The following is a 26395-nucleotide window of genomic DNA, read 5'->3' as shown; positions in this document are numbered from 1 at the left end:
AGGCAGAAAAATGGACGAAGAACGGCAGGAGACAGCGGATTGGCGTATCGTCTGGCAGATGTTTTTTCCGTGCGTCATCAGCGATTTAATCGGCGGATGTGTGGAGGTGCTGGGACATCTGGAGGGAAATGTGGGAAGAACCGTGTCGTCGTTTCTTACATTTGCCGTGATTTATCCATTTTACTGGCGGAGGATCCAGAAAAAGAAAGAAAACAGGCGCATAGCAGAGGCAGACGGGATGAAAGAGCAGGTCTCTCCACAGATAAAGACGACAAAGGAAGAGAAATGTGGATATTTCTGGGAAAAAGTGTCGGATGTGTGGAAAATCCTGCTGGGGGCAGCTGCGTTCAGTGCTGTGTTTAACATGATTTTCTGGGCATTAGAAAAAAAGGAGATTTTCCTGGGAGTGCTGCATATTGCAGTGCAAAAGGTTCGGATGACTGGGCAGGCAGCTGAAGCGGTGTCTCTGTGTTTGAAAATGCCTCAGGGGGATATGCTTGCGGCAGCTCTGGGAAAAGGTGCGTCGGAGGGCACCGCCGCTTTATTTTCCGGCGCCCTGTGGCAGCAGTTCTTTCTCATGGGCATTGCCGCCCCACTTTCCGAAGAACTGCTGTTTCGCGGCATTATATTTGAGCGCCTGCGTATGGCGCTCCCATTTTTCTGGGCGGCACTTGGGTCGGCGGCATTTTTCGGGTTGGTGCATGGAAACTGGGCGCAGGGGATTTATGCGGCGCTCATGGGACTTATACTGGCGTGGTTGTATGAAAAAAAGAACCGTCTGTGGGAACCTGTGTTATTTCACAGTGCAGCAAATTTGACGGCGATGCTGATGCGGGGGCTTCTCTGGCACTGGTGAGGACATAAAAATACAAACAATTTCGAGAACGCAGGATTGTGTTTGCTCGAAGAAAGAACAGGAGGAGATACTACGATGCTTTCATTTGCAAGCGATTATACAGAGGGCGCCTGCGAGGAGATACTTCAGAAGCTGGCGGAGACGAACCGGGAGAGTCTGCCGGGATATGGCATGGACCGCTACTGCCAGAGTGCCGCCAGAAAAATACAGGAGGCGACCGGATGCCCGGAGGCGGAGGTTTATTTTCTGGTGGGCGGTACCCAGACGAATGCGGCCGTGATCAGTAGCATGCTTGCACCGTATGAGGGCGTAGTGGCAGCGCAGACAGGGCACGTGAGTATTCATGAAGCCGGGGCGATCGAGTACACCGGGCATAAGGTGTTGCAGCTTCCGGAAAAAGATGGGAAGATTGATCCGGCGGATCTGCAGGAATATCTGCAAAATTTCGAGGCGGACGCAAACCATGATCATATGGTATTTCCGGGAATGGTGTATCTTTCCCATCCGACGGAATACGGAACCTTATACAGCCGGAAGGAGCTGCAGGCGATCTCGGAGATCTGCCGTTCGTATGAAATCCCGCTCTATCTGGACGGGGCGCGTCTTGGATATGGTCTGGCGGGAGAGGAAAATGACCTGAGTCTTTCGGAGATCGCGCATCTGTGTGATGTATTTTATATCGGCGGCACGAAGGTTGGCGCATTCTGCGGAGAGGCAGTTGTATTTGGTGAGAAGAAGAATGTTCCGGCGCATTTTATTACCCGGATCAAGCAGCAGGGCGCGCTGCTGGCAAAGGGACGCCTGCTGGGAATCCAGTTTGATGTGCTGTTTACAGACGGGCTGTACGAGCGCCTGGGACGCCATGCGGTAGAGATGGCGGCAGCTTTAAAGAAAGGGTTAAAACAGCGCGGTTATACGTTTTTCCGTGAGTCCCCGACCAACCAGCAGTTTGTGATCTTGGAAAATGATCGGATGGAGCAGATTGAAAAAGAGGTTTCCGTGAGCTTCTGGGAGCGGTATGACGAGGATCACACCGTTGTCCGTTTTGCGACGAGCTGGGCGACCAGAGAGGCGGATCTGGAACATTTGTGGGAGATTTTAGATCGGATTGAGGCAGAAAGAGAGAAGTAGAGATGGAACGTAATGTAACGATGGCGGAGATTTCAGATGGAAAGCTGTACAGCCGGGACGATATGGTAAAAGTCGGATGCGATGATTGCCGGGGCTGTTCGGCGTGCTGCCACGGAATGGGTAATTCGATCGTGCTGGATCCATATGATGTGTACCGTCTGACCACCTTGCGCGGGGACACGCTGGAACATCTGCTGGAGGAGAAAAAGGTGGAGTGGAACGTCGTGGACGGACAGATTCTGCCGAATCTGGCGCTCCGGAGCGGGGCGGATGAAGCCTGTGGGTTTCTTGATGAAGCAGGGCGCTGCCGGATCCATGCATACCGGCCGGGCATCTGCCGCCTGTTTCCACTGGGGCGCTTTTATGAAAATGGAAGTTTCCAGTATTTTCTCCAGATTCATGAGTGTAAAAAGGAAAACCGGACGAAAGTCAAAGTGAAAAAATGGATCGATACGCCAGATTTAAAGCGGTATGAGGCGTATATCAGCCGGTGGCATTATTTCTTAAAAGATATAAGAATGGCGGAAACGGAGGCGGCGCAGAACCTTTTGGCAGAATCATGCATCGGAACGCCGGAGGAACAGGAGATACAGAAGAAAAACCGTGCCGCTGCGGCAGCCGAGCGCGAAAAACGGCGCAATCTGTTGATTATGAAACTGTTCTATCTGCTTCCGTATGATGGAGAGAAGGACTTTTACGAGCAGTTTGAAAAGCGGATGCAGATGGCGGAGCGGAGTTTGCGATAAATCCTTTGTTGAAGACAAATCCGCAAGGATGTTTGCCCGCAGCTGTGAAGAGGCTGAACCGTTTTGACAGAGTGAAATAAGAAAGGAGATTACCGATGCTTCATACGGATTTTCACACCCACACCACGTTCTGCGACGGAAAGAGTACGCCGCGGGAGATGGTGGAGGCGGCATACCGGATGGGAATGACCGATTTGGGCGTTTCAGGACATGCTGATTTTTCGATGTTTGAGCCGGGATTCGGGATGGACGACGAGAAGCTTCGCCAGTATACCGAAGAACTTCAAGAACTCCGGGAGGAATACCGGGGAAAGATGAATCTCTATATCGGGATCGAGCTGGATGGACTGGGACCGGTGCAGAAAGCAGAGTACGCGATCGGCTCGACCCATGCGCTCATCAAGGATGGCGGGTATGTTTGTGTGGATGATACGGAAGAGAAACTGGTAAAAGCAGTCGAGACGCTGTGGCATGGTGACTGGTACGCGTTTGCACGGGAGTATTTCGAGGCAGAGGCTCAGATTTATGACCGGACAAAATGCGATTTCATCGGACATTTTGACCTGTTGACAAAATTTAATGAGGGATATAAACATTTTGATGAGACGAAAGACGCCTATCTGGAACCGGCGATCACGGCGATGCACAAACTGGCGGCTCTGGGGATTCCGTTTGAGATCAACACAGGCGCCATGTCCCGCGGCTACCGGAGTGCGCCGTACCCGTCCGCAGCCCTGTTAAAAGAGCTGTGTGCTTGCGGCGGACGTATCCTCATCAACTCCGACAGCCACAGTGCCGACACGATCGGATATGGGTTTAAGCAGGCGCAGGAGCTGGCGGTGGCGTGTGGATTTAAAAGTGTGTGTGCCCTGAACCCGGGGGGCGGATTTAGGGAGATACTTCTTGTATAAAAAAGACAGAAAGAAAAATATACAAATTCTAAATTTCAACCTTAAAAATGCTGAAAATAAAGCCGAAATATTTTTATTTTTAGTGAATCGTTTTCAGAGAACCCTGCTATAATATGAGCCGTAACAAGGAGATAGATACTTAACAAAACCCCATGGCTGAGGGCTGCTAAGCACAATGTGTTTTCCACACAGGGTGTGCGGAAGGCGCAGATCAGATTTTTGGAGGAAAAGACAAATGACTACTTTAAAAGCTGAAAAAAGAAGCATGGATGTTAAGGCAAAGAGACTCAGAAGAGAAGGCTATGTAACAGGCAACGTATTTGGCAAGAAGATTCAGGGCTCCATTCCTGTTAAGATGGAAAAGAAAGACGTGGATCGTCTGCTGAAGACCGAGACCAAGGGCGGACAGATTATGCTGGATGTAGAAGGTGAAGTCTACGATGTCCTGATCAAGGAAGTTGACTATGATGCAATGGCAAATCAGGTTGTAGAGATAGATTTCCAGGCGCTGGTAAGCAATGAGAAGGTTCATTCCGTTGCTGAGATTATCTTTGAGAACCACGACAAGGTAGAAACTGGCGTTCTGCAGGAGGTACTGAAAGAAGTATCGTACCGCGCATTACCGGCTGCACTGGTTGAGAAAGTCAAAGTTGATGTTGGTGAGATGGAGATTGGTGATACAATTCGTGTCAAAGACCTTTCGATCGCAAAAGATAAAGACGTTGATATTCTGACCGATCTGGAGGCAGTAGTTGCTACCGTCACAGCGGTTCACAACAATGTACCGGAGACCGATGAAGAGGCTGACGCAGAAGAAGCTAAATAATTGAAGCGCAGTGCCAGGATGAAGCGAAACGGGATGCTGTCCGCAAGGCAGATAAAAAGTTTCGCGGAATGATTGAAACATGAGAAAAGGCGGATGTACTGACCAGATGGTCGGTATATCCGCTTTTGAATTTTGTATGAACTTTTTTTGCAGACGGTAAAAGAGGATGAGGTTATGGCTCCATATATGCGTCATAAATTTCCGGATCAATATTCTCGCGGATATTCTCATATACGCTTCCAGCCACCTCCCGGATGGCATCGCGCGTTTCATCCGAGAGAGTTAAAATCGCGGTGCCGCTCGCTTCGATCGTAGCGATACGGTCAAAGATGCGCGCGTCGGACTGTTCTCTGGCATACTCGGTCGCGGTTTTGGCTGCCTGCGTCATGATTTCCTGTTCTTCTGGAGTCAGGTTCTGGAAGAAATCGTCATTGACAATCAAGGAGATCAGATGCGGCAGGTGGTTCGTCTCGACCACATAATCCTGCTGTTCGTAGAGACGGTTGGAGACGATGACCTCATACGGGTTCTCCTGCGCGTCGATCGTGTGCTGCTGGAGACCGATATACACCTCGCTGAAGGTCATTGGCGTCGGATTGGCGCCGATTGCTTTCCAGAATGCGAGATGATAGCTGTTTTCCATGGTACGGATTTTCTGCCCTTTGAAATCTGCCAGGGAGTAAACTGGTTTATTTGTGCTCATGATGCGGAATCCTTGATCTGCCATGCCGAGCAGGTGGTAACCGCCGTCGGTGTACACCTGGCTGATGAGATTGTAAAAATCCGGATCATCCAGCTTTTTGCGGCAGTCATCCAGCGAATCAAAGACGCATGGAAGGTCAAAAACGGCGAGATCCTTCATGAAAGAAACCTGAGGGGCGGTGTTTTGCACGACAAATGGGATATCTCCGTCCGCGCACGTTTCGAGCAGGTCGCGGTCACCGCCGAGTGTGGAGTTGGCGTAAACCTGAATCCGCATTGCGCCGTTGCTTAAGTCATGTACTTCCTCCGCAAATTTTTCGGCAAACAGCTGCGTTACCGTGTCCTCCGGACTGGCGGTCGCCAGTGGCCAGGAATAGCGCTGTTCTTCCTTGCTGGAGGCGCAGCCGCTCAGCGCGAGCGAGGCACCGAATAAAAGAACCGAGGAAGAAATGAGCGCCGCAGCGAATCGGGAAGAAGTCCGGCATCGGCGGGACACTAGGTTTGAAATATAAATCATAATGGGAGATCCTTTCAAATTTAAAAACATCCATTTCATATGTGAAATATTCCATTCACAGCCTGAAAGCGTGAAGCAAGTCGTTATATGAAATCTTTCAGAACTTCAACATTTCCAAGCGTCCATTCAGCATTATAACAATCCCAGCGACAAAGCCGGTATAAACGTAATCAGCAGCAGCGCCACCAGGAACAATCCAATCATCGGCATCGCTTTTTTTGCGATCGCCATGATCGGGACGTCGGTCAGGGAGCTGGCGACAAAGAGGTTGACGCCGATCGGCGGGGTTACGAAGCCGATTGCCAGATTGACAACCATGATCACACCGAACTGGACCGGATCCATGTTGATCGCTGTCACGATCGGGAGCAGGATCGGGGTCAGAATCAGGATCGCCGGGGTTGTATCCATGACCATTCCCACGATAAGCAGGAACAGGTTGATGACAAGCAGGATCATGACCGGGCTGTTGAAATGTTCCAGGATAAAGCTGCTGACCGCCTGCGGCACCTGCATCAGGGTCAGAACTCTGGAAAATGCCGTGGAAGCTGCCAGAATAAAGAGGATCGGTGTGAATGTGCGGATCGCTTCCACAAAAATCGGCGGGATATCCCGAAAGTTCATGGTCCGGTAGAGGAACAGGCTGACAAACAAGGCATAGAAAACGGAGATAACTGCTGCTTCCGTGGGGGAGGCGATGCCGCTGTAGATACAGCCAAGGATGATGACCGGGCTTAAGAGAGCGAAAAAGCTTTCGCGCAGCACCCGGAACAGTCCTTTTTCGTGCAGCAGATGGATTTCAGCGTGGATTTTTTCTCTATCTTCACCGTAACGTCGGCAGTGATAGATGGCATACAGCATCAGGAGCAGACCAATCATCAGACCCGGAATGACGCCGGCTAAGAACAGGCTGCTGACAGAGGCACCGGACGCCATGCCGTACATGATAAACGGGATACTCGGCGGAATGATAACGCCCAGACCGCCTGCGACTGCCACGATCGCGGTAGAGAAAGTCCGGTCATAGCCGAGGGCGCTTAAAATCGGGATCGTCATGCTTCCGACAGCTGCGACGGTTGCCGGGGCAGAGCCGGAGATAGCACCGTAGAAGAGGCAGGTCACGATGACCGCGCACGGCATACCGGCGGTAAAATTGCCAAGAAAGAAGGCGAATACGTCGAACAGCTTCTTGGAAATACCGCCCTTTGCCATGATGATGCCGGATAAGACGAACATCGGCACGGCGAGCAGGGGGAAAGAATCCAGTCCGCCGAACATGGCGCGGATCAGATACTTAGCGCCGACCGTGAAGGACGGGTCAAAAACGGAAGGGAGAACCGAGGCGATACCGAGCGTGATCGATACCGGGATTGCGATGACAAGCAGCACGACAAAGATAACAAATAAGAGAGCAGCAGGCATCAGTGTTCCTCCTTTCCAGATGGTGTGTTTGCCTCGATGAGCGATTCGATTTCATTGGATTCCGTTTCCGGTATATCTGCATTTGCATGGATAAAGGATTCCGGTGTATTGCGCTCTGGGTGGGCCGGATCGTAGACATCTTCGCCGCGGGCAACCTTAAATTCGATGATCCAGCGCTGCAGAATGCGGAATGTTACCAGAAGAAAGGAAACAAACGGCGCTGCCTGAATATAGTACATCGGAATCCCGCAGGCGGGGGATAACTGTCCGCTGTGAATGGCGGACATCATGTAAGAGTATGCAAATGGGATCATATAGAGGAAAAAAATCAGCTCAAAGGTGTGGTTGACAACCTTAAAAAGAGCCTTACCTCTGCGTGGAAAGGCAGCGACGAACTGTTCGATCTTGATAGACAGGCACTTTTTGCTGCAATAGCTGACGCTTAAAAAACCGCTCCAGATAAAGAGAAAACGGGTAACCTCCTCGGACCAGGACAGAGACTGCCCAAGCGCGTAGCGGGAAAATATCTGGATTCCCATAATGAGTGTCATCGCAGCCAGCATGACAACCAGCAGAAATTCTTCCAGGTTTTCATCCAGCCAGTGAAGTGTTTTTTTCATGAATAATCCCCTTGTAAATACGGATAATAGGTTGCTGTTTATGCAGGCACGTTTGAAAACGGATGTGCCGCTTGATAACAATAATAGACCTGCGATGGAGGTAGCAGGTCTTGAGTGTCTCGCGGAGAATCCCTCCGTACCCGCAGGTACAGGGATTTCCGGGAGTAAAAAAATAGGTGGCTAAAAGTATAATATAGGCACTTTTGGAACCGAAAGTGCCGTAAGATAGCGTAGTGGCAGCTGGAATTTGCCGTATTTAAATGCGAAGCCACGGCAAATTCAGTTACTGGGCACGTTAGCGTGAACAGTAACCGAATAACCGGATAAGCCAGATATTACATCGCACTGTGAAGCAGTCCCAGTACAGTCTCCAGATCCTTTACGCCCATCTGACCCGGTGCGGATGCTTTCTTGGCAGCGCCGAAGGTCATGGAAGAACCAAATACCTCGCCGCAGAGACGGCTGATAACGCCGGTGCCAGCCATCGACATGGTAATGATTGGACGGTCCGCATAGAGGGAAGTCATTTCCTCAGTGGCAGAGAGAAGTGTTAAAACATCTTTCTTGTTCTGCGGCATAACTGCGATCTTCGGGATATCTGCATTCATATCCTGCATCTTACGCAGGCGGTAGATGATGTCGGATTTCTCCGGCGTCTTGTGGAAGTCGTGGTTGGAAGCGATGACTTTCACGCCAGCCGCATGTGCGCCGTCGATGATCTTGGTTACAATCGCGTCGCCGGTAAAGATCTCTACGTCAATGAAATCGACATAGCCGGTCTGAGCTGCCTTGATGTTCAGCTTTGCGTAATCCTCCGGCTCGATGGATTTCTCGCCGCCCTCTTTGGAGGTACGGAAGGTCATCAGAATCGGAGTCTCGCCGAGAACGGCACGCAGTTCCTTTAAGACGTCTTCTACCTTCTCAAAATCAAAGACATCTTCGAACCAGTCTACACGCCATTCTACCACATCAACCGGAATAGAATCAAACGTTTTGGCCTCGTCGATGATTTCCTGTTTGGTAACGCCTACGATCGGAACGATGATCTTCGGTGTGCCGGAGCCGATTTCGATATTTCTAACTTTGATAGTATTCATAATCAGAGAATCCTTTCATTTTATCAATAAATATTTATTCGTCGCTTTCTGCCAGAGACACCATTTTCGCGTAGCGGGCATTGACAAAGAGTCCCAAGAGAACGCCGATGGCAGTCAGTACGATATTCATTATCATAACATGGGATGGTGCCATTTTGGAAGCGGCAGTCAAAATTGTGTAATTACATAAGGAAGAAGCAATCATAACCAGTGCGGTTACGGTTCCCTTGATCTTCGGGAACAGCATGTTGCAGACGGAGGTTACAATCTGTAACAGACCGCCCGCGCCTGCCCAGCCGATGATGAAAGCGCCTGCAATCATAAGGGTCTGGCTGTGACCGATGAGTACGGCAACCAAAGTAACGAGGCAGATAACCGGGTAAACGAGGATGAAACGTACATCCTTGATTTTACGGGTCAGCAGGGAGGTGACAACGAGCGCCATCAGGGTACCTGCGGAATAGTAGGTCTGCATGATGGACGGGTTCGCCCAGCCTGCATTTTCTTTTGCGAAGTTCTGCGCGCAGTTTAACCATAACTGGAAGGTACCGGTGCAGGTGAAACCAATCACGATCATGGCGATGGACTCAAACGAAAAATTTGTGTGTTTTAAGCTGGCGATGAGTCCCTCGGATTTGCCCTCTGCCTTCTGCTCAGAATCTGGCAGCGGGAACAGGAAAATAAGTACAAATAAAACAGCGTAAATAATACCGCATCCGATAAATAACGGATTGTAAGATACCATGCCGGTGGCGGTGGTTGTCACAGCAACACCGAGTACGAACGGCAGAAGCATCTGCGCGATCGCAATGAAAAATTTGATTCCCATGGTAGCGACACCCGGAGCGCTGCTGATAATCTCGGCAACCGCCGGATAGATACCGGTATCAAGGAACGAATTGGAGATACCTCCGATGATTGCACATACATAAGCGATTTGATAGCCGCCGTTTTGTCCGGCGCTGAAAGCGAAAGCAAGTCCAATCAGGTAAACCGCGTAGGAGGCGCTGCCGATCGCGGTTGAGATGCGGCGTCCCAGTTTGTCGGAAAGTGGTCCGGCAAATGGAAGTGCAATCAGACGTCCGAGTCCTAAAGCAGCGGAAATCGCGGTGATCGCCATTGCCTCAACGCCCCAGGCTGCGGCAAGCGCTTCCTTGATGACTGCCTGTCCGAGAATCGAACAGCCGACGCCATGGATAAAGTAGTTTAAGTACATGATAAGTGCACTTGGCAGATATTTCTTGTTCATGATTTTCTCCTTAATTCAAGATCCGCCTGTCGTGCTGCCGTTTCGGAAACCGGGCGGATGATGGCTGATGTTCTGTCACAAACACAAAGGAGATGCCGATATAAAAAGTTCTGTTTTAGTGTTAGAAAAATAACACGTTTGATGCCTTTATTCTAATAATTATTATAGCCGAAGTCTAATACTTTTATAGCAAAAAAACAATGCATTTTAAGCATTAATGTGTTATAAATATGATTATGGGTTACTGTTCACGGGTAGGCACTTTTGGAACCGAAAGTGCCGTAAGAAAACGTGGTGGCAGCAGGAATTTGCCGTATTTAAATGCGAAGCCACGGCAAATTCCGTTACTGGGCACGTATGCGTGAACAGTAACGATTATGGAAGTTTGGTGTGATGCATTTACGGCTGATATTGCGAAGAGTTAATACGAAGATACATAAAGACGGGGGACGTTAGGAATGACATTGAATCAGATTTTATATTTTCAGAAGATAGCGAATCTGGAAAATTATCATCAGGCGGCGGAAGAATTATATATATCACAGCCATCCCTGAGCCGGTCGATGGCGTCACTGGAAAATGAGCTGGGCGTGACGCTCTTTGAAAAAGAAGGACGCGGGGTGACCCTGACGAAGGCGGGGAAGATGTTTTTGGAGTACGCGGACCGGATTCTCACAGACTGCCACATAGCGGTCGGGAAAATGCGGGAAATTTCGATGGATGGGGGAAAGATCGACATCGGTTACGTGTTTCCGCTGGCAGGTCACTATATCCCGCACCGGGTCAAGCTCTTTTTAGAACAGCCGGAAAATCAAAAGGTTGTGTTTAATTTCTGGCAGAATCACACACCGGCGATTGCAAAAAAGGTAAAAACGGGTGAATTAGATGTAGGCTTTGGCGGCTGTCTGGAAAAGGATGACATGGAATTTTTCCCGGTGGCGAACCAGAAGCTTGTCATCATCACGCCGAAGGATCACCCGCTGGCAGAGCGGGAGAGTATTCCATTTGCGGAGCTGAACCGGTATCCGGTAATTGGATACGATAAGGACTCCTGGATGGGGACGCGCACCCGCGCGCTCTATGCGAAATACAACATTCAGCCGGACATCATTGTGGAGTGTCCGGACGAATATTCGATCGTCGCACTGGTGCGGGAGAGTTTTGGCATCGCACTGATGCCGCGCACGGACATTCTGGAGCTTTCTCAGGGAGTCTGCATTCACCCGATTGAAAATCTGGACATTTATCACCAGATTTTTATGTTCTGGATGAAAGAACGCTACCGGCTTCCGGCGGTGGAACGCTTTATTGAATATATGAAACAGCAGGCGCGTCAGGACGGTCTGCAGGCGGAACGGGAAACCGATAGCAAAAACGTATTGAAAATTTACTTGAAAGATATTGTTAATTTTTAAGCAAAACGGTTAAGATAAAAGTGTCACAAACACAGGGATGCCTCTCATGCAATGGAGAAGGAGAATTTCATCATGAAGAGCAAATACCCCAAAATTTTTGAACCGATTACCATTAAGCGCATGACGATCAAAAACCGTGTTGCCATGACGCCGATGGGTACTAACTATGGCGAGACGAGCGGTGAGATGAGCAACCGCCATATGAATTATTATTCCCTGCGTGCCAAGGGAGGAACTGGTCTGATTATTCTGGAGAATGCCAATATCGAATATCCGGTTGGTTCCAATGGCACAAGCCAGATCCGCATCGATCACGACAGCTTTATGCCGCGTTACTATCAGTTAGTCGAGAATCTTCACAAGAATGGCGCGATGGTAGCGATTCAGGTTAACCATGCGGGCGCTTCTGCATCCTCTGCCAGAACAGGTATGGAGACGGTGTCTTCCTCCAATATCCCGACCAAGGCAGGCGGCGAGATTCCGCGTCCGATGACAAGGGAAGAGATCCTGACGACCGTAAAAAAATACGGCGAGGCGGCGAAACGTGTACAGGCGATCGGATTTGATGCGATTGAGATCCACTGTGGTCATTCTTATCTGATGAGTCAGTTTATTTCCCCGTATTACAACAAAAGAACCGATGAATTCGGCGGCTCCGTCGAGAATCGTCTCCGTTTCCCGAAGATGGTTCTGGAAGAGGTGCGGAAAAATGTAGGTCCGTGGTTCCCGATCATCGTCCGTATCTCTGCGGAAGAGCGCGTGCCGGGCGGCAACACGCTGGAAGACACACTGGAATACCTCGAATATCTGGATGAGTACGTAGATATGTACGATGTATCCTGCGGTCTGAACCCGTCCTTACAGTATCAGATTGACTCGAACTTTCTGCCGGATGGCTGGCGTTCCTACATGGCAAGAGCCGTGAAGGATAAATTTGGTAAACCGGTTATCAATGCGGGCAACTACCGCGATCCGGAGGTCGTTGAGAAAGTATTGGAGAGCGGCGATGTCGATATTGTCGGCATGGGACGCGGACTCATTGCAGAGCCGAACTGGGTCAGCAAGGTGCAGAACGGCGAGGAGGAGATTCTCCGTAAATGTATCTCCTGTAACGTCGGCTGTGCGGGAAACCGAATCGGCGTCAACCGTCCGATCCGCTGTACCGTCAACCCGGCTGTTCCGGAGGGCGATATCTACAAGAAGCTGAAAGTCAATAAAAACTGCAACGTAGTTGTAGTCGGCGGCGGTACAGCCGGTCTGGAAGCAGCCTGCACGGCAGCCGAGGTTGGATGCAACGTATTCTTATTAGAAAAGAGTGGTAAATTAGGCGGACTTTCCACCTTCATTTCCGACCTGCCAAGCAAGAACCGTATGAAAGACTTCCCGAAATATCTGGAAGCACGTGCGAAGAGACTGAAAAATCTGTATGTATTTCTGAACTGCGAGGCAACCGTGGACAAGATCAAACAGTTCAAGCCGGATATCATTGTCAACGCAACCGGTTCCGTTCCAGTCGTTCCGCCGATCAAGGGACTCAAGGAAAACATCGCAGCCGGTCATGTCGATACCATTTTCGAGATGATTCAGAAAGTAAAAGCCGGAGAATACCCGGATGATTTCTGCAAGGGCAAAAAAGTGGTTGTAGTCGGCGGCGGCTCCGTTGGCCTGGATGTTGTGGAGTATTTCGCACCGCGCGGCGCGAAGTGTACCATCGTGGATATGCTCCCGCAGATTGGTATGCTGGCAGATCCGATCACAAAATGTTCCATGCGTGAGACACACGACAAATATGGTGTGAAAGAGTATGTGAATACTGCGCTGCAGGAAGTCAAAGAAAACGCATTTACCGTGAAGCTGCCGGATGGCACGATCGAGGATCTGAACTTTGACCTCGGTTTCAACTGTCTGGGAATGCGCGCCAACAATCCGATTCTGGCACAGCTTGAAGAGGCATTTGACAACACAGATACATTCATTTACCCGATCGGAGATTCCGTCCGCGCCCGCCGTATCATGGAGGGAACGATGGAAGGACGTGCGATTCTGAACGTGCTGGAAGCGAGAGGATTTTTAGAGCTGGCACCGTTGGAGTAAGAAATTGAATATTGCATTTGAAAGATTCTGACTGTTCGCTGAACGAATGATATCGTTTTATTTGATTATAAAAATAGAGAAGAAAAGAGGAAATTATCATGCCAAACATTACAGGACATACCGAATTAGTAGGATTAATGGCTTACCCGATCCGTCATACACAGTCTCCGACCACCCACAACCTTGCCTATGACAAGAATGGCGACGATGTTATCCAGCTTGCGTTCGAGGTAGACAACGATACCCTGGAAGCAGCGGTTGAGAGTATCCGTGCGCTGAAGATGCTGGGTTCCAACATCTCCATGCCGAACAAGACCGTCGTTCACAAATATCTGGATGAGGTAGACGAGGCTGCAAAGCTGTGCGGCGCGATCAACACTGTAGTCAACACCCGTGACAAAGACGGCAATGTAACCGGATACCTGAAGGGTTACAACACTGACGGTATGGGTTACTGGCAGGGAATCAAGGAAGAAGGCATTGATTTCAAGGGAATGAAGATGGTTCTCATCGGTACCGGCGGTGCAGCGACCGCTATCGCAGTACGCGGCGCACTGGACGGCATTGCAGAGCTGCATATCTTCAATATTAAAGATAAGTTCTATGCACGCGGAGAGGAGATCGTTGACATCATCAACAAGAACTCTAACTGCAAGGCCGAGATGCATGACCTGGGCGATCTGGCACTCTTAAAAGAGAAAATGCACGAAGCAGACATTTTCTGTGATGCAACCGGCGTTGGTATGCACCCGCTGGAGGATCTGTCCAATATCCCGGATCCGTCCTATTTCCGCAAGGATCTGATCGTAACTGATACGGTATATGCACCGCGTGAGACCGTGATGATGAAGCAGGCCAAAGAAGCTGGCTGCACCCGTGTATACAACGGTATGAGCATGATGCTGTTCCAGGCGCTGATCGCGATTGAACTGTATACAGGAAAATCAACACCGGTGGATTACATGAAGGAGAAGCTGGGAATCTAATTAAACGATAGCCCCTACAGTTATACCTGCTATTCCGCATTAGCACTTGCGTTCATATCCTGATTCGGGTATAATAATAAAACACACTTTCAATGTAAAGTGCAAAAGTGATCTGAATGAATACAAGTGAAGAAGGATGAGACAGATGGATGAATTAAAGAAGCTGCGAAATGATTTGGACATGTGCGACGAGATTCTGATCGATGCCCTGCGGATGCGCTGCCAGATTATCCAGGAGATTACAAATTATAAACAGAAAAACGGACTTCCGATTTATCAGGCAGAGGAGGAAGAGCGCAAGAAGAGCAAGATGCTTGCGAAGCTGGATGATTATGAATACAAAAAGTCAATCATGGCAGTTTACGACAGCGTCCTCTACCGGAGCAAACGGATCCAGTCCCATGAGTTGTTTGGATTCAATATTTTCCTGATCGGATTTATGGGAGTCGGAAAGAGCACCGTTTCGAATGCACTGCAGAATACCTTTGCGATGGATGTGGTGGAAATGGATGAAATGATCGCGAAAAAGAACAACATGAGCATTTCCGAGATCTTCGATCTGCACGGCGAGGCATATTTCCGCAACGAGGAGACAAACCTGCTTAAAGAGGTAGGAAACGAGAAGAACAAGATTGTATCCTGCGGCGGCGGCGTAGCGATGCGCGAGGTCAATGTACAGGAGATGCGAAAGAGCGGCAAGGTTATACTTCTGACCGCGAAGCCGGAGACGATTCTGGAGCGTGTCAAAGAGAACCATGACCGTCCGCTTCTGGAAAATAATAAGACAGTGGAATATGTTTCCGAACTGATGGAGAAGCGCAGACCGGCGTATGAAGCGGCAGCGGATATTGTGATCGCGACCGATGGAAAATCAGCGAATGAGATCTGCGAGGAGATCATTGCACAGGTGAAGAAGTTTAAATAATGTGACTGCTCAGAAAGTTCTGACAGAGAAAACGAAAGGGGAAAAAAGATGTCGAATCATATCACAGGACACACAGGTTTACTTTGTTTACTGGGAAGCCCGGTCGCACACAGTGTTTCGCCGGAGATGCACAACGAGGCGTGCAGCCAGTTGGGTCTGGATTATACATATCTGGCGTTTGATGTGCCGGAAGAGAAGATGCCGCAGGCGGTTGAGGGACTGCGGACGATGGGCGCGCGCGGCTGGAATATCACGATGCCGGGCAAAAATATCATGTGCAAGCTGGCAGACAAGGTTTCACCGGCTTCCGAGATTTCCGGCGCCTGCAATACGATTGTCAACGACGACGGTGTTCTGACTGCTTATACGACCGATGGCATCGGATTTATGCGTGCAGTTGCAGAAAATGGTGTAGACATCATTGGCAAGAAAATGACGCTTTTAGGCGCTGGCGGCGCCGCAACCGCGATTCTTGTACAGGCAGCTTTAGACGGAGTGGCAGAAATTAACGTATTTAACGTTAAGGACGCGTTCTATCCGAGAGCCGAGGAAATCGTAAAGAAACTGAACGTGCGCACAGGGTGCAAGGTAACCCTGCATGATTACTCCGATCCGGAGATCCTGCGCCAGTCCATCGCAGACAGCGCGATTCTGGTAAATGGTACTTCCGTCGGCATGGCTCCGAAGACAGACAACACGATCATTACTGATACAACGATGTTCCACAAAGACCTGTTCGTATTCGATGTCATCTACAATCCTCAGGAGACCCGTTTACTGCGCGAAGCAAGAGCGGCAGGCTGCAAGACCAGCAACGGTATGTACATGCTTCTCTATCAGGGAGCTGCATCCTTTGAACTCTGGACAGGACAGCAGATGCCGGTGGAGATCATTAAAGAGAAATATTTTACAAAATAGGATTTGAAGAACGGCACACCGCATTCTCGTTACTTAGTGATGAGAATGCGGTGTGCCGTTTTTCATCATTTATAAACCTTTATGCCCATAAATCTGCTCCTCCAGCACACTCATCAGCACCTTCATATCAATCGGCTTCGCCATATGATCATTCATTCCGGATTCCAGCGCCCGCTCTTTATCCTCTGTAAATGCATTCGCTGTCATCGCAACGATCGGAATGCCAGCCTTCTTCTTATCCGAAAACCGCCGGATCGCCCGCGTTGCCTTGTAGCCGTCCATGATCGGCATCTGGATATCCATCAGAATCAAATCATAATAATCTTCCGGCGCTTTTTGCAGCATTTCCAGGCAGGCAACACCGTCATTTGCCCGTTCGACCAAAAGCCCCTCGCGGGTCAAAAGTTCGATGGAAATTTCGGCGTTCAGATCATTATCCTCCGCAAGAAGAATCCGGCAGCCGGATAGAGTCTGGGCAGCTGTTTCATCGAATGCGGTAGGCTCTGTTTCCTCCCGCGAGGAAATCCGGCATGGGATCCGGACGGTAAACGTTGAACCTTCTCCGAGCTTGCTCTTTACCTCGATCGTTCCATGCATCAGATCCACCAGATTTTTCACGATTCCCATGCCAAGCCCGGTGCCTTCAATGCCGCTGACGGTGGAAGAACGCTCCCGTGAAAATGATTCAAAAATATGCGACTGGAATTCCTCGGAAATGCCGATGCCGGTATCGGTGATTGCGATTTCTGTGATACACCAGCCGTCCGTTTCACCAGGCTCCTGGCGGAGGGCACAGGAGATCGTCCCGCCCTTGGCGGTATATTTGATCGCATTGCTCAAAATATTCAATACAATTTCGGACATATACGTCGTGTCAATGTAGATATATGGGTACGAAATGTCCTTAGTCACATGAAAATGCTGCTGTTTTTCTTCCAGGGCAGTCTGAACCATGACGATACAGGAATCAAAACTTTTCTCAGTCTGGATGGAGGTTTCTTCAATGTGTATCTGGTTATTCTCAATCTGTGAAAACTGAAGAATATTGTTGATGATAGAGAGCATCTTTTCACCGGAAATATGGATCTTGTCCATATATTCACCGATTTTTTCCGGTTCCTGCAGATGATTTCTGGCAAGTTCTGCGTAACCGAGGATCGCATTCATCGGTGTCCGGATATCATGCGACATATTGAACAGGAAGGTCGATTTCGCCTTGTTGGCTGCCTCTGCTGCTTTTGCGGTCTGTTCCAGAAGCTGCTGCTGGGTGAGTTCTCTGGACTTCTGTTTCTTTGTATAAAAATAGGAAATAACAATTAGCAGAAGTGCTATCATGCTCGCGGCAGCGGCGATTCCAAAGGAGGAACGGTTGATCGCCTCAATCGATCGGTAAGTGTCTTCCATATCAATCTCGATACAGAGGGCACCGAGAATGTCATTGGTTCCGTCGGAGGCAATGACCGGATAGCAGGCGGTAAAAATATGCCCCCATGTGGTATCAATGATCTTTTGTGAGTGGATCGTTTTGCCGGAGAGGGCAGCTTCCAGATATGGAGCCATTTCCTCTTCCAGGTAGGTGCCCGGATAAGCAAAATCAGGTGCTTCCAGATCCAGGCCATCGATCAGGTAGATGGGTTTTCCGCCCGGTCCACGCTTGGCGGTGTATAAGTAGCGCGTTGAATTGAGGCTGCGAAGCTCATTTAAATAAGACTGCAGGCTTCGATACTGCGCGGAGCTTATATCGGATTTTGTGTTGATTTGTTCAAAATCTGCCCGCGTCAGCCGGCTCGATATCGCCCGGTGAACCGCGTCCGAACAGGAAATATTCCGTTCTACGGCGGCGCTCAGGGTGATGCGGCTGTTGCTTTTCAGCAGTGCAACGGTGTATAAGGAAATGAAAAATATTGCCAGAAGAAGCAAAAAGGTAAAGTTAAAGGCATGATAAGAAAAGCTTCTTGATGGGATATTTTCGTTGGATGGATGGTTCATAAGTTAGATTCAACTTTCATGTAAATGCAGGGTTTATAGTTAAAAAACAGATCGAGTTGTTGATAATAAATGTAACATAAAACAGGTAAATCAGCAAGAAAGATATGCTTACATGAAAATTTTAAAAAAAAAATTTCACAAATTCTTCATAAAAAATTAGCACTCTACACTTGACAGTGCTAACAACAAGTGTTATATTACTGCTAGAACAAAAGAAGACCAAAAGGTTTTCACAGATTGTTCGAAAGGAGGCAGGTTTATGAATATCAGTAAATTTACCCAGAAGTCTCTGGAAGCCGTTCAAAATACGGAAAAGCTGGCGTATGAATATGGAAACCAGCAGATTGATCAGGAACATTTGCTGTACAGTCTTTTGACTGTGGAAGACAGCTTGATTTTTAAATTAATAACAAAGATGGGAATCTCGGGCGACCAGTTCCGTGATGAGGTGCAGCAGGCGATTGGAAAGCTGCCGAAGGTATCCGGCGGTCAGGTGTATTTCTCCAACGATGCCAACAAGGTGCTGGTGAACGCGGAGGACGAAGCCAAGGCGATGGGGGACGAGTATGTTTCCGTCGAGCACTTATTTCTGGCGATGTTAAAACAGCCGAATAAGGCGGTCAAGGAACTGTTCCGTCTCTACGGCATTACGAAAGAGAGCTTTTTGCAGGCGCTTTCGACCGTGCGCGGTAACCAGCGTGTTGTCAGCGATAATCCGGAGGCAACGTATGACACTTTAAATAAATACGGTTACGATCTGGTGGAACGTGCGAGAGATCAGAAGCTCGATCCGGTCATCGGCCGTGACGGTGAGATCCGTAATGTGGTTATGATTCTCTCCAGAAAGACGAAAAACAACCCGGTTCTGATTGGTGAACCTGGCGTCGGTAAGACAGCCGTTGTCGAAGGACTGGCACAGCGTATCGTGCGCGGCGATGTCCCGGAGGGCTTGAAGGACAAGAAATTGTTTGCTCTGGATATGGGAGCTCTGATGGCGGGCGCGAAGTACCGCGGCGAGTTCGAAGAGAGACTGAAAGCGGTGCTTGACGAGGTCAAGAAGAGCGAGGGACAGATTATTCTGTTTATCGATGAGCTGCATACGATCGTCGGCGCGGGCAAATCCGAGGGCGCGATGGACGCCGGGAATATGCTGAAGCCTATGCTGGCTAGAGGTGAACTGCACTGTATCGGTGCGACGACCCTGGATGAGTACCGTAAATACATCGAAAAAGACGCAGCTCTGGAACGTCGTTTCCAGCCGGTTCACGTTGATGAGCCGACCGTGGAAGATACGATTTCCATTCTGCGTGGTCTGAAAGAGAGATATGAGGTTTACCACGGAGTCAAGATTACCGACTCTGCGCTTGTATCGGCGGCAATCCTCTCGGATCGTTATATCACGGATCGTTTCCTTCCAGATAAGGCGATCGACCTGGTTGATGAAGCGTGCGCGATGATCAAGACCGAGATGGATTCAATGCCGGCGGAGCTGGATGAACTGTCGAGACGTATCATGCAGCTGCAGATTGAAGAGGCTGCGCTTAAGAAAGAGACTGACCGCTTAAGTCAGGATCGCCTGGCAGAACTGCAGAAAGAACTGGCAGAGCTCAAGAGCAGCTTTTCGACCCAGAAAGCCCAGTGGGAGAATGAAAAATCTTCCGTTGATAAGCTGTCCAAACTGCGTGAAGAGATTGAGCATGTAAATGGCGAGATTCAGGCAGCGCAGCAGGCATATGACCTCAACAAAGCGGCTGAACTCCAGTACGGCAAGCTGCCGGAACTGCAGAAACAGTTGGCGGAAGAGGAAGAAAAAGTGAAAAATCAGGATCTTAGTCTGGTACATGAGAGTGTCACCGAGGATGAGATTGCCCGGATTATTTCGAAGTGGACCGGTATTCCGATTGCAAAACTGACTGAGAGCGAGCGCAGCAAGACCCTGCATATGGACGAACTGCTGCATAAACGTGTTATCGGACAGGATGAGGGCGTTACCAAGGTAACGGAGGCGATTATCCGTTCCAAAGCGGGCATCAAGGATCCGACGAAACCAATCGGTTCGTTCCTGTTCTTAGGTCCGACTGGTGTCGGCAAGACAGAGCTTGCAAAAGCGCTGGCGGAGGCATTGTTTGACGATGAGAACAACATGGTTCGTATCGATATGAGTGAATACATGGAGAAACATTCCGTTTCCCGTCTGATCGGAGCGCCGCCAGGATATGTCGGATATGACGAGGGCGGTCAGCTGACCGAGGCAGTACGGCGCAAACCGTATTCCGTTGTCCTCTTCGATGAGGTTGAGAAAGCGCACCCGGATGTATTTAACGTCCTGCTGCAGGTTCTGGATGATGGACGTATCACGGATTCGACCGGAAAAACTGTCGATTTCAAGAATACGATCCTGATTATGACCTCCAACATCGGTTCCCAGTATCTGCTGGACGGCATCGATGAAAAGGGACAGATCAAGCCGGAGGCGGAAAGCTCCGTTATGCATGACTTGAGAGCTCACTTCCGTCCGGAGTTCCTGAACCGTCTGGATGAGATTATTCTCTTTAAGCCGCTGACGAAAGGCAACATCGGAGGCATCATTGAGCTTCTGATTGCAGATGTCAACAAACGTCTGGCGGATAAGGAGTTAAAGATTGCCCTGACGGACGAGGCAAAGGATTTCATCATTGAAAATGGCTACGATCCGGTTTACGGTGCAAGACCGCTGAAACGGTACCTGCAGAAGAACGTTGAGACACTGGCAGCGAAGCTGATTCTGGCGGACGGCGTCCGTGCGGGTGATACGATAGAGATCGGGCTTTCGGATGGCAAGCTGACGGCTTCGGCTGTCCATAGCGCGTAAGCGGAAAACGTCTTACGGCGGATTTATAATTATTATATAGAAGAAACAATAGGGCGCAGAGAAGTGCGAAAGAGCTTCCTCTGCGCTCTTTTTATGTGTTTCTGAGATTTTCACAGTCTTGACATTGCCCGGCAACTTTACTAAAATGATTCCATAATGACCGGATTATATCATTTGTTCCGGAAGTCAGTCAGATGAGGAGAAGATAAGATGAAAATTGCGATTGGAAATGACCATTCGGCGGTAGAACTGAAGAACATTATTGTGGATTTCCTGAAAGAAAAAGGAATCGAAGTGTTAAATCTGGGTACAGACAGCAGCGAGAGCTGTGATTATCCAGTTTATGGAGAGAAGGTAGGCCGTACAGTTGTTTCCGGCGAAGCCGATCTGGGTATCGCAATCTGCGGTACCGGTCTTGGTATTTCACTGGCAGCTAACAAGGTAAAAGGCGTGCGCGCCTGCGTATGCAGCGAGCCGTACACAGCGGTGATGTCCCGCCGCCACAACGATGCCAATGTACTCTGCTTCGGCGCCCGCGTGGTAGGAAGTGAGCTTGCGAAGATGATCGTTGACGAGTGGATCAACGCAGAATTTGAGGGCGGACGCCATCAGAGACGCGTGGATATGATTATGGCGATTGAGGAGAAAGACTGATTCAGAGTCAGTCAGAGGTAACGGATGAAATCATAAGGCAGGCTGACAGCAGGATGCGAGATGCCTGTGAGAACAAAAAGAGGCAGCTGTAAAGAGATGGAGCAGCTGCGAAAAGAACAGGAGGAAGCAGGAGATGATCACAGAAGATATTCGCTACATCGGTGTAAACGACCATGACATTGACTTATTTGAGGGGCAGTATCAGGTGCCAAATGGTATTTCATATAACTCATACGTGATTATGGATGAAAAGATCGCGATCATGGATACGGTAGACAAGCGCAAACAGACGGAATTTCTGGAAAATCTGGAAACCGCACTGGCTGGAAGAACCCCGGATTATCTGGTAATCAGCCACATGGAGCCGGATCATGCATCAAGTATCCAGGCAGTCGTAGAACGGTATCCGGAAATCACATTGGTAGGCAATGCGAAGACATTTCCGATGCTGAAACTGTACTTTGATCTTGATACCAGCCGTGCGCTGACGGTCAAGGAGGGCGATACCCTGAAACTGGGGCGCCATGAGCTGACGTTCGTCATGGCACCGATGGTACACTGGCCGGAGGTTATGGTAAGCTATGATTCCTGCGACAAGGTGCTGTTCAGCGCCGACGGTTTCGGCAAGTTCGGTGCGCTTGATGTGGATGAGGACTGGGACTGCGAGGCGAGACGGTATTATTTCAATATTGTAGGAAAATATGGAATGCAGGTGCAGGCACTTCTTAAGAAAGAAGCCGGTCTTGAGATCCAGATTATCTGCCCGCTGCATGGACCGGTTCTGAAAGAGACGATCGGTCATGTGCTTGAAAAATACCAGATTTGGAGCAGCTACGGCGTCGAGTCTGAGGGTGTATTTATCGCATATGCGTCCCTGCATGGCAACACCGAGGATGCGGCGAAGAAATGCAAGGAAATTCTTGAGAAAAAAGAATGCCCGAAAGTGGCAATCGCGGATCTGGCGCGCGGTGATATGGCGGAGGCGCTGGAAGATGCATTCCGGTATGGAAAAATTGTATTGGCAGCACCGTCCTATGACGCGGGTGTGATGCCGGTTATGGCAGATTTCCTGCACCACTTACAGAGCAAGAATTACCAGAAACGCACCGTTGCCCTGATTGAAAACGGTTCCTGGGCGCCGAGTGCAGCGCGCACGATGAAGGGAATGCTGGATGCGATGAAGGAGATCACGGTGGTTGAACCGGTCGTTACGGTTCGCGGGGCGCTCAAGGAGAGCGATATTCCGTCGCTGGAGCAGATGGCGGAAGCGCTGCTGGCATAAGAAGCGTCTGGTGACAGTATTTAATGAGACCTGAAAAAGGCTTTTTTAAATAAAAAATCCGGAGAGACAAAAGTGTGGTTTTATATTTATATATGAAAAATCCACTTGATGATTTTGTATGGATGACAGAAAAGAATAGGAGAAACAGACATGGTAGATGAGGTAATGAAGTTCATTACAGAGGCAGACCCGGAAGTGGGAGAAGCCATTGAAGCAGAGGCAGCCCGTCAGAGAAGAAACCTGGAGCTGATCGCGTCGGAGAATATTGTATCGGAGCCGGTTATGATGGCGATGGGATCGGTATTAACCAACAAATATGCGGAGGGATATCCGGGAAAACGTTACTACGGCGGATGCCAGTGTGTCGATGTTGTAGAGTCCATCGCGATCGAGAGAGCGAAAAAACTGTTTGGCTGTGATTATGCAAACGTACAGCCGCATTCCGGCGCGCAGGCAAACATGGCGGTATTTATCGCAATGCTGAAACCGGGTGATACTGTTATGGGCATGAACCTGGATCACGGCGGACATCTGACACACGGAAGCCCTGTCAATTTCTCCGGTTTATATTTCAACATTGTGCCGTATGGTGTCGATGACAATGGCGTGATTGATTACGAAGAGGTAGAGCGCATTGCACTGGAAGCAAAACCGAAGCTGATCATTGCAGGTGCAAGTGCCTATGCAAGAGAGATTGATTTCAAACGTTTCCGCGAAATTGCAGACAAAGTAGGCGCATACCTGATGGTCGATATGGCTCATATCGCTGGTCTGGTAGCAGCCGGTCTTCACCAGAGCCCGATTCCGTATGCAGATGTTGTTACGACAACCACACATAAGACACTGCGCGGACCGAGAGGCGGTCTGATTCTGGCAAATAAGGAAGCAGCTGAGAAGTTCAACTTCAACAAGGCGATCTTCCCGGGAACCCAGGGCGGTCCGTTAGAGCACATCATCGCTGGCAAGGCAGTCTGCTTCGGCGAGGCGCTGAAGCCAGAATTTAAAGAGTATCAGCTTCAGGTAAAGAAGAATGCAGCAGCGCTGGCAGCCGCACTTCAGAAGCAGGGATTCAAGATTCTGACCGGCGGAACCGATAACCACCTGATGTTAGTTGATCTGCGCGGCATGGATATTTCCGGTAAAGAGCTGCAGAACCGCTGCGATGAAGTATACATTACCCTGAACAAAAATACCGTTCCAAACGACCCGAGAAGCCCGTTTGTTACTTCTGGCGTCCGCATCGGTACTCCGGCTGTTACCACCCGTGGACTGAAAGAAGAGGACATGGAAGTGATTGCAGAGTGCATCTGGCTGGCAGCTACCGACTTCGAGAACAAGGCAGATTACATCCGTGCGGAAGTGACGAAACTGTGTGAGAAGTATCCGTTATATAAATAAGTAGAGAAGAATATGGAGCGAAAAATTTGCCAGTCTATAGATTCAGAAAAATGCTGGAAAATTAATGCACATATAACAATAAGAAAAAGGCTGTATTGCCTGCCGCATGGAAGCGCGCGGTAGGTGATACAGCCTTTTCTATTCCAACCATTTTTCCTAGAAATTAAGTTTTTGTCCAATTCCTTTGTCCAATGCTTTTTCATAGATAAGCTGTGCCGTCCGCACATCAAAGAGTCCCATGCCGACTGATTTAAAGCAGCGGGTCTCGTTCTGCTCATGCGGATGTCCCTGCTTGGTATCTTCGATCAGATCCTCGATAAAGTGGACGCGCTTCTGTGTCAGAACGCCCTTTTCCAGCGGAATTTTCAGATCGCCGCTCTCCTCGCAGGCATACGGAAGCTCGGTGTACGCGTTCTTGACGAGTTTCCACACCGCATCCGGCAGTTCGCGCCGTTCCGGACGCCAGGAGCCGATGGCAACAAAGCATTTGCCGCGAAGCAGCTCTTCATCATCCGGGTAGACCGGATCGACCGCCTGGGTGGCGGAGATCAGGACGCGGCTGTGCTCAGCCAGTTCACGGGTATCCGCGCAGGTATGAATCTGGATGTCGTTTTTTCCAAACGATGCCAGACGCGCCGATAAGCGCTCGATAAAGCCGGAAAGATCCTTAGCGTATGCGTCATACAGATAAATATCTGTGATCGGGCGCACCTCGCAGGCATAGAGAAGCTGGTGTAGTCCCTGCATACCGCAGCCAACCAAACCAACTGAGGCAGCATCCTCTGGAGCCAGATAGCGCAGTGCGACACCGCCGACCGCACCGGTCCGCATTGCGGTCAGGACACTTCCGTTCATAATCGCCTTCGGCAGACCGGTCTTTGCGTTATTTAAAATCATAAGTCCGTTCAGATACGGAATTCCCAGAGAGGGATTGTCCGGAAATTCGGATAACATCTTTGTACCGATGACGGAATCCAGAAAACACGGCATATAGAGCATCATATTTTTATCACGCTGTGCGATAAAACGATCCGGCATCTTATAATTGCCGCTTTTGTGAATCGCATACGCATCTTCGATTGCGTCCATGACATCCTCTAAGGTGACGGACTGCCACATTTCTTGTTCGCTGAGAAATAACATATCAAAACCTCCTGAATATTTATGAATGAAATAAAACATATATACTAAAAATAGATTTATCACAAATCAAAAGTGGTTTGTATAGCTGGATTGTAGCAGTTTCACGTTTCATTGTCAAGATGAAAACAGAATAAAAATCAAGTTGCATATTTGAAATGGGGCGTGTATAGTAAAGAAAATTGTAGCGGTTCAGTAGGTTTACGCATTTACTGAGCTACAGGAAATGGATAAAATTAGCACAAGCGAGAAGGGAAGAATACCTGGAAAGGAAGGGGTAATGGGAGAAGTAATTAAAGTATTAGACTGGTTGTTAGAGAATTTGGTACAGATATGCACGGTCGTGCTAGAATTGTTTGGAATCATTGTGCTGGTTTCGACAGCGGTATCCTGCTTTGTTCAGTGGATACGAAACAAGCGTCAGCTGATCCGCCTGAATCTGGCACAGGGAATTGCGCTGGCGTTGGAATTTAAGATGGGCGGCGAGGTACTCAGGACGGTTGTGGTACGGGAATGGTCGGAACTTGGAATTTTGGGAGCCATCATTGTCCTTCGGGCAATGCTTACATTTTTGATCCATTGGGAGATCAAGAACGAAAAAAGAGAAACCCAGGAAGAGCAAGGAGGAAAGCCAGAGTAAAAAGGGGCACGAAAAAGGGAGTCTGC

22 protein-coding genes are annotated in these 26395 nt (G+C 49.3%); 15 read left to right on the top strand and 7 right to left on the bottom strand.

The features are described 5' to 3' along the window. The first annotated feature begins 10 nt into the window (after positions 1-10). From DW739_RS13185 to DW739_RS13165, 5 genes are all read left to right on the top strand, one after another. Entirely contained in the window at positions 11-856 is an 846-nt protein-coding gene (locus tag DW739_RS13185) for a CPBP family intramembrane glutamic endopeptidase (RefSeq protein WP_182427996.1), read from the top strand. A gap of 75 nt (positions 857-931) precedes the next feature. Beyond that, positions 932-1987 carry an aminotransferase class I/II-fold pyridoxal phosphate-dependent enzyme gene (locus tag DW739_RS13180; RefSeq protein WP_118492809.1) on the top strand — a complete coding sequence of 352 codons (1056 nt, stop codon included), beginning with the start codon at positions 932-934 and terminating at the stop codon, positions 1985-1987. A 2-nt stretch (positions 1988-1989) separates the two neighbouring features. Beyond that, positions 1990-2733 carry a YkgJ family cysteine cluster protein gene (locus DW739_RS13175; protein ID WP_118570138.1) on the top strand — a complete coding sequence of 248 codons (744 nt, stop codon included), beginning with the start codon at positions 1990-1992 and terminating at the stop codon, positions 2731-2733. Between the two features lie 95 nt (positions 2734-2828). Then, positions 2829-3644 carry a histidinol-phosphatase gene (locus DW739_RS13170; RefSeq protein ID WP_118570137.1) on the top strand — a complete coding sequence of 272 codons (816 nt, stop codon included), beginning with the start codon at positions 2829-2831 and terminating at the stop codon, positions 3642-3644. A 235-nt stretch (positions 3645-3879) separates the two neighbouring features. After that, positions 3880-4470, top strand: coding sequence for a 50S ribosomal protein L25 (locus DW739_RS13165; RefSeq protein WP_118492815.1), 591 nt, complete (start codon positions 3880-3882; stop codon positions 4468-4470). Positions 4471-4642: 172 nt separating this feature from the next. On the opposite strand, the gene DW739_RS13160 is transcribed toward DW739_RS13165, so the two are convergent. From DW739_RS13160 to DW739_RS13135, 5 genes are all read right to left on the bottom strand, one after another. Continuing rightward, the gene (locus tag DW739_RS13160; RefSeq protein ID WP_118696203.1) at positions 4643-5689 is read right to left on the bottom strand and encodes a TRAP transporter substrate-binding protein; all 1047 of its coding nucleotides are present in this window, start codon (positions 5687-5689) and stop codon (positions 4643-4645) included. A gap of 132 nt (positions 5690-5821) precedes the next feature. Then, a complete protein-coding gene (locus tag DW739_RS13155; RefSeq protein WP_118743197.1) occupies positions 5822-7111 on the bottom strand; it encodes a TRAP transporter large permease in 1290 nt (429 codons plus the stop codon). Further along, entirely contained in the window at positions 7111-7731 is a 621-nt protein-coding gene (locus tag DW739_RS13150; protein WP_118492817.1) for a TRAP transporter small permease, read from the bottom strand. The genes DW739_RS13155 and DW739_RS13150 overlap by 1 nt, the downstream gene beginning before the upstream one ends. 335 nt (positions 7732-8066) lie before the next feature. Beyond that, positions 8067-8831: a type I 3-dehydroquinate dehydratase gene (gene aroD, locus DW739_RS13140; RefSeq protein WP_333489849.1), complete on the bottom strand. Its 765-nt coding sequence runs from the start codon at positions 8829-8831 to the stop codon at positions 8067-8069. A gap of 31 nt (positions 8832-8862) precedes the next feature. Next, the gene (locus DW739_RS13135) at positions 8863-10077 is read right to left on the bottom strand and encodes an MFS transporter (protein ID WP_107001849.1); all 1215 of its coding nucleotides are present in this window, start codon (positions 10075-10077) and stop codon (positions 8863-8865) included. A 458-nt stretch (positions 10078-10535) separates the two neighbouring features. Between DW739_RS13135 and DW739_RS13130 the strand changes: the two genes are divergently transcribed. The 5 genes from DW739_RS13130 (at position 10536) to aroE (ending at position 16415) form a co-directional block, all read left to right on the top strand. Continuing rightward, positions 10536-11492, top strand: coding sequence for a LysR family transcriptional regulator (locus DW739_RS13130; protein WP_118523634.1), 957 nt, complete (start codon positions 10536-10538; stop codon positions 11490-11492). Between the two features lie 72 nt (positions 11493-11564). Beyond that, complete coding sequence (locus DW739_RS13125) at positions 11565-13586, top strand: FAD-dependent oxidoreductase (protein ID WP_117796712.1); 2022 nt, start codon at positions 11565-11567, stop codon at positions 13584-13586. A gap of 98 nt (positions 13587-13684) precedes the next feature. Beyond that, entirely contained in the window at positions 13685-14572 is an 888-nt protein-coding gene (locus DW739_RS13120) for a shikimate dehydrogenase (RefSeq protein WP_022358823.1), read from the top strand. A 145-nt stretch (positions 14573-14717) separates the two neighbouring features. Beyond that, positions 14718-15497 (top strand): shikimate kinase, encoded by a 780-nt coding sequence (locus DW739_RS13115; protein WP_118570134.1) that lies wholly within the window; start codon positions 14718-14720, stop codon positions 15495-15497. A 48-nt stretch (positions 15498-15545) separates the two neighbouring features. Next, entirely contained in the window at positions 15546-16415 is an 870-nt protein-coding gene (gene aroE / locus DW739_RS13110; RefSeq protein WP_118743196.1) for a shikimate dehydrogenase, read from the top strand. Positions 16416-16484: 69 nt separating this feature from the next. Here aroE and DW739_RS13105 read toward each other — a convergent pair whose 3' ends face one another. Next, positions 16485-18404: an ATP-binding protein gene (locus DW739_RS13105; protein ID WP_118743195.1), complete on the bottom strand. Its 1920-nt coding sequence runs from the start codon at positions 18402-18404 to the stop codon at positions 16485-16487. Between the two features lie 259 nt (positions 18405-18663). On the opposite strand from DW739_RS13105, the gene clpB reads away from it, so the two are divergent. The 4 genes from clpB (at position 18664) to glyA (ending at position 24589) form a co-directional block, all read left to right on the top strand. Beyond that, a complete protein-coding gene (gene clpB / locus DW739_RS13100) occupies positions 18664-21255 on the top strand; it encodes an ATP-dependent chaperone ClpB (protein ID WP_117796707.1) in 2592 nt (863 codons plus the stop codon). Positions 21256-21465: 210 nt separating this feature from the next. Then, a complete protein-coding gene (gene rpiB, locus DW739_RS13095; RefSeq protein ID WP_118743194.1) occupies positions 21466-21909 on the top strand; it encodes a ribose 5-phosphate isomerase B in 444 nt (147 codons plus the stop codon). 133 nt (positions 21910-22042) lie between these two features. Continuing rightward, on the top strand, positions 22043-23191 hold the full coding sequence (locus DW739_RS13090; protein ID WP_118523632.1) for an FprA family A-type flavoprotein: 1149 nt from the start codon (positions 22043-22045) through the stop codon (positions 23189-23191). A gap of 150 nt (positions 23192-23341) precedes the next feature. Continuing rightward, a complete protein-coding gene (glyA, locus tag DW739_RS13085) occupies positions 23342-24589 on the top strand; it encodes a serine hydroxymethyltransferase (protein ID WP_022358816.1) in 1248 nt (415 codons plus the stop codon). Between the two features lie 156 nt (positions 24590-24745). On the opposite strand, the gene DW739_RS13080 is transcribed toward glyA, so the two are convergent. Beyond that, the gene (locus DW739_RS13080) at positions 24746-25732 is read right to left on the bottom strand and encodes an ornithine cyclodeaminase family protein (protein ID WP_182427995.1); all 987 of its coding nucleotides are present in this window, start codon (positions 25730-25732) and stop codon (positions 24746-24748) included. 277 nt (positions 25733-26009) lie between these two features. On the opposite strand from DW739_RS13080, the gene DW739_RS13075 reads away from it, so the two are divergent. Then, complete coding sequence (locus tag DW739_RS13075; protein WP_118685013.1) at positions 26010-26369, top strand: DUF1622 domain-containing protein; 360 nt, start codon at positions 26010-26012, stop codon at positions 26367-26369. Positions 26370-26395 lie beyond the last annotated feature (26 nt).

This window comes from Clostridium sp. AM28-20LB, assembly GCF_003480665.1.
GTDB classification, from domain to species: domain Bacteria; phylum Bacillota; class Clostridia; order Lachnospirales; family Lachnospiraceae; genus Otoolea; species Otoolea fessa.
The sequence above is the reverse complement of the archived record's forward strand: the minus strand, read 5'-3'. Positions and strand labels throughout refer to the sequence as shown.